Source organism: Faecalimonas hominis (genome assembly GCF_054660755.1).
Genome location: NZ_BAAHSH010000086.1, coordinates 1 through 3,204, shown reverse-complemented (window position 1 = coordinate 3,204; position 3,204 = coordinate 1). Strand labels below are relative to the sequence as shown.

At 36.5% G+C, this 3,204-nt stretch carries 2 protein-coding genes and 7 tRNA genes; 8 read left to right on the top strand and 1 reads right to left on the bottom strand.

Features of this window, described 5'->3' with window-relative positions:
• Positions 1 to 30: 30 nt before the first annotated feature.
• The 7 genes from ACYQ35_RS11690 (at position 31) to ACYQ35_RS11660 (ending at position 698) form a co-directional block, all read left to right on the top strand.
• A tRNA-Asp gene (locus ACYQ35_RS11690) sits at positions 31 to 104 on the top strand.
• A 9-nt stretch (positions 105 to 113) separates the two neighbouring features.
• Positions 114 to 186 (top strand) — tRNA-Val (locus tag ACYQ35_RS11685).
• A 25-nt stretch (positions 187 to 211) separates the two neighbouring features.
• A tRNA-Thr gene (locus ACYQ35_RS11680) sits at positions 212 to 284 on the top strand.
• Positions 285 to 288: 4 nt separating this feature from the next.
• Positions 289 to 370 (top strand) — tRNA-Tyr (locus tag ACYQ35_RS11675).
• Positions 371 to 385: 15 nt separating this feature from the next.
• Positions 386 to 459, top strand: a tRNA-Met gene (locus ACYQ35_RS11670).
• 58 nt (positions 460 to 517) lie between these two features.
• Positions 518 to 590, top strand: a tRNA-Phe gene (locus ACYQ35_RS11665).
• A 35-nt stretch (positions 591 to 625) separates the two neighbouring features.
• Positions 626 to 698: transfer RNA gene (locus tag ACYQ35_RS11660), tRNA-Lys, on the top strand.
• Between the two features lie 71 nt (positions 699 to 769).
• Here the strand turns inward: ACYQ35_RS11660 and ACYQ35_RS11655 are convergent.
• Entirely contained in the window at positions 770 to 1,468 is a 699-nt protein-coding gene (locus ACYQ35_RS11655) for a helix-turn-helix transcriptional regulator (RefSeq protein ID WP_009462518.1), read from the bottom strand.
• Between the two features lie 224 nt (positions 1,469 to 1,692).
• Between ACYQ35_RS11655 and yjeM the strand changes: the two genes are divergently transcribed.
• On the top strand, positions 1,693 to 3,177 hold the full coding sequence (yjeM, locus tag ACYQ35_RS11650; protein WP_009462517.1) for a glutamate/gamma-aminobutyrate family transporter YjeM: 1,485 nt from the start codon (positions 1,693 to 1,695) through the stop codon (positions 3,175 to 3,177).
• The last annotated feature ends 27 nt before the right edge of the window (positions 3,178 to 3,204 follow it).

The following is a 3,204-nucleotide window of genomic DNA, read 5'->3' as shown; positions in this document are numbered from 1 at the left end:
GTGTGGTTTTGAAGGTACATATCTTCATATGGCCCGGTGGCTCAGTTGGTTAGAGCGCCGCCCTGTCACGGCGGAGGTCGAGGGTTCGAGTCCCTTCCGGGTCGTTTATATATGGGATCATAGCTCAGCTGGGAGAGCACCTGCCTTACAAGCAGGGGGTCACAGGTTCGAGCCCTGTTGGTCCCATTTATATATAAAGATAAAGTAGTTTGCCGACATGGCTCAATTGGCAGAGCAGCTGATTTGTAATCAGCAGGTTATCGGTTCAAGTCCGATTGTCGGCTTTATGGATGGATTCCCGAGTGGCCAAAGGGGGCAGACTGTAAATCTGTTGGCACCGCCTTCGAAGGTTCGAATCCTTCTCCATCCATTAATTAGATAATAACGCGGGGTGGAGCAGTCTGGAAGCTCGTCGGGCTCATAACCCGAAGGTCGTAGGTTCAAATCCTGCCCCCGCAATTTCAACTTATTGACGAAATGCCAATAAGGTTTTTATTGCCAAGAGGATATAAGTTAAGCCCAGATAGCTCAGTCGGTAGAGCAGAGGACTGAAAATCCTCGTGTCGCTGGTTCGATTCCGGCTCTGGGCATTCTACAAGAAAGTAGTACAAATTAGATAGTATATGGAGCATTAGCTCAGTTGGTAGAGCACTTGACTTTTAATCAAGTTGTCCGGGGTTCGAATCCCCGATGCTTCACTTGAAGAACAGACTCATCTGTTCTTTTTTTATTGTCTGAAATGGAAAAAGGAAGACAAAAACGTCTTCCTTTATTCTTCGGTCATAAATTGGCTGATGCTAAAGAAATTATATTTTTTAAATAATTGGATATCTTCCTTCGAGAAAATAAGTTTATTTAAAACTTCGTTTTCTTTCTGTATATCTGAGGCAATTAATATTTTTCTTGCACAAGGATACATTGTAACACTGGAGATTCCGGCTAAAATTCCAATTTTGTTATTGTGGGAAAATGTATCCATGGAACACAGCCAGATTTCTTCGTTAGAATGTGACTGATTTCGCAAATGATAATTTTGCCACGGACCAAATTTTACACTTTCACCCGCATAGATGACTTTACATTTTTCAGGATTTTTAAAGTTTTCAATGTCATAAAAAAGTTCTACAAAAGTATTTTCGCTATTTGATATGGAAAATTCCTCCAATATACTTTTCATTATTCTTTTTCTTTTTCCATCATAAGAATACATATAATGTTTGCTAATAAAATCAGTTTTCTCGATGGGAAGCATGTCTTCATAAGGAACAGCGAGAAGTTGTGATGGCAGTATGTGAAAGATTTGGGCAAATTCTTCAATTGTATCAGCAGTGATAGGGATAATTCCCTTTTCATATTTGGATAAAGTAGAACAACTTTTGTGTATGAGTGCTGACATTTCTTTTAAAGTATAATTGTGGGCTATACGATATTTTTTTATATTATTTCCCACAGTTTCATTCATTGTCATAAGATTTTCTCCGTTTCTGATAAGTTTCCTATAAATCAATATTTTAATAAAAAATGATATATTTTTAATTCTTATCTTTATTTCATTTCAATTCCGTACCAATAGTTTCTTACTATGATAATAATGTTTTTAAATTTTCCTGTCAAGAAAATGTGTGTTGTTTGATTTATAAAGAGTTTATAAATAAAATATAAACTATCTTAAATATGTTTGGAGGAAATTTTATGTCAGAGAAACAAAAGAAATTAAGTATGGGTGCATTGATTTTGATGATTTTTACCTCTGTGTATGGATTCAATAATATGCCCCGCTCATTCTACCTTATGGGGTACGGAGCAATTCCATTTTATTTATTGTCAGCGGTTGTATTTTTTGTGCCGTTTGCATTTATGATTGCAGAATACGGTTCTGCATTTAAGGACGAAAAAGGCGGTATTTTTTCGTGGATGCAAATTTGTGTAAATACAAAGTATGCGTTTGTTGCTACATTTATGTGGTATACATCGTATGTTATTTGGCTTGTAAATATTGCTTCAGGAATTATGGTTCCACTGTCTAATGCGATTTTTGGAAAAGATACGACTCAGGAATGGAGTATATTTGGATTGAGTTCCACACAGACATTAGGAATTTTGGGTGTTCTTTTCATTGTTTTTGTAACATTTTTTGCAAGTAAAGGAATGAAAAACATTCAGAAAGTGGCTTCTATCGGTGGAATTGCCTGTATGTTTTTGAATGTAATGTTAATCGGTGGAGCGCTTCTCGTTTTAATCGGAAATAAAGGGGAACTTGCACAGCCTGTTGTTTCGGCAGCATCGTTGGTGGAATCACCAAATCCTGAATATGCGGGTTCACTGGCAATGTTAGCATTTCTTGTATATGCATTATTTGCGTATGGAGGAACAGAGGCAGTCGGAGGTCTTGTAGATGAAACGGAAAATCCGGAGAAGAATTTCGGAAAAGGTTTAACGATTGCAGCAATTATTGTAGCAGTAGGATATTCAATTGGTATTTTCTGCGTAGGTATTTTTACAAACTGGAGTGAAACGCTCTCAGCAGCAACAGTGCATAAGGGAAATGCTTCTTATGTGATTATGAATAATTTAGGATATCAGATTGGCGCAGCGTTTGGTGCAAGTCAGAGTGTATGTATACAAATGGGTGACTGGGCAGCGAGAATTATGGGAATTTCCATTCTTCTTTCCTTAGCAGGTGCGGTATTTACATTATGTTACTCACCATTAAAACAGTTAATTGAGGGAAGCCCTAAAGGTCTTTTACCGGAGAAATTCTGTAAAATGGAAAATGGAATGCCTAAATTTGCTTTAAAAATTCAGGCAGTAGTAGTTGTTGTATTTATCCTTCTTATCTCTATGGGTGGAGATACAATGACACAGTTTTTCAATATTCTTGTTTCAATGACAAATGTGGCAATGACACTTCCATATATGTTTATTTCAGCGGCATTTATCAAATTTAAGAAGAATAAGGATATTCATAAACCGTTTGTTATTTTTAAAAATGATACGATTTCCATTGTATTTACTATTCTCGTAACTGCAATAGTTGGTTTTGCTAATTTCTTTACGATTATTCAACCGGCGATGGCAGGAGATGTAGCGACAACAGTATGGAGTATTTTAGGACCTGTATTATTTACAGTGACAGCGTTAATTTTACACGCAAGATATGAAAAGAGAAATAAGTAAAAAAATGATGTCAACCATTTTTGATTA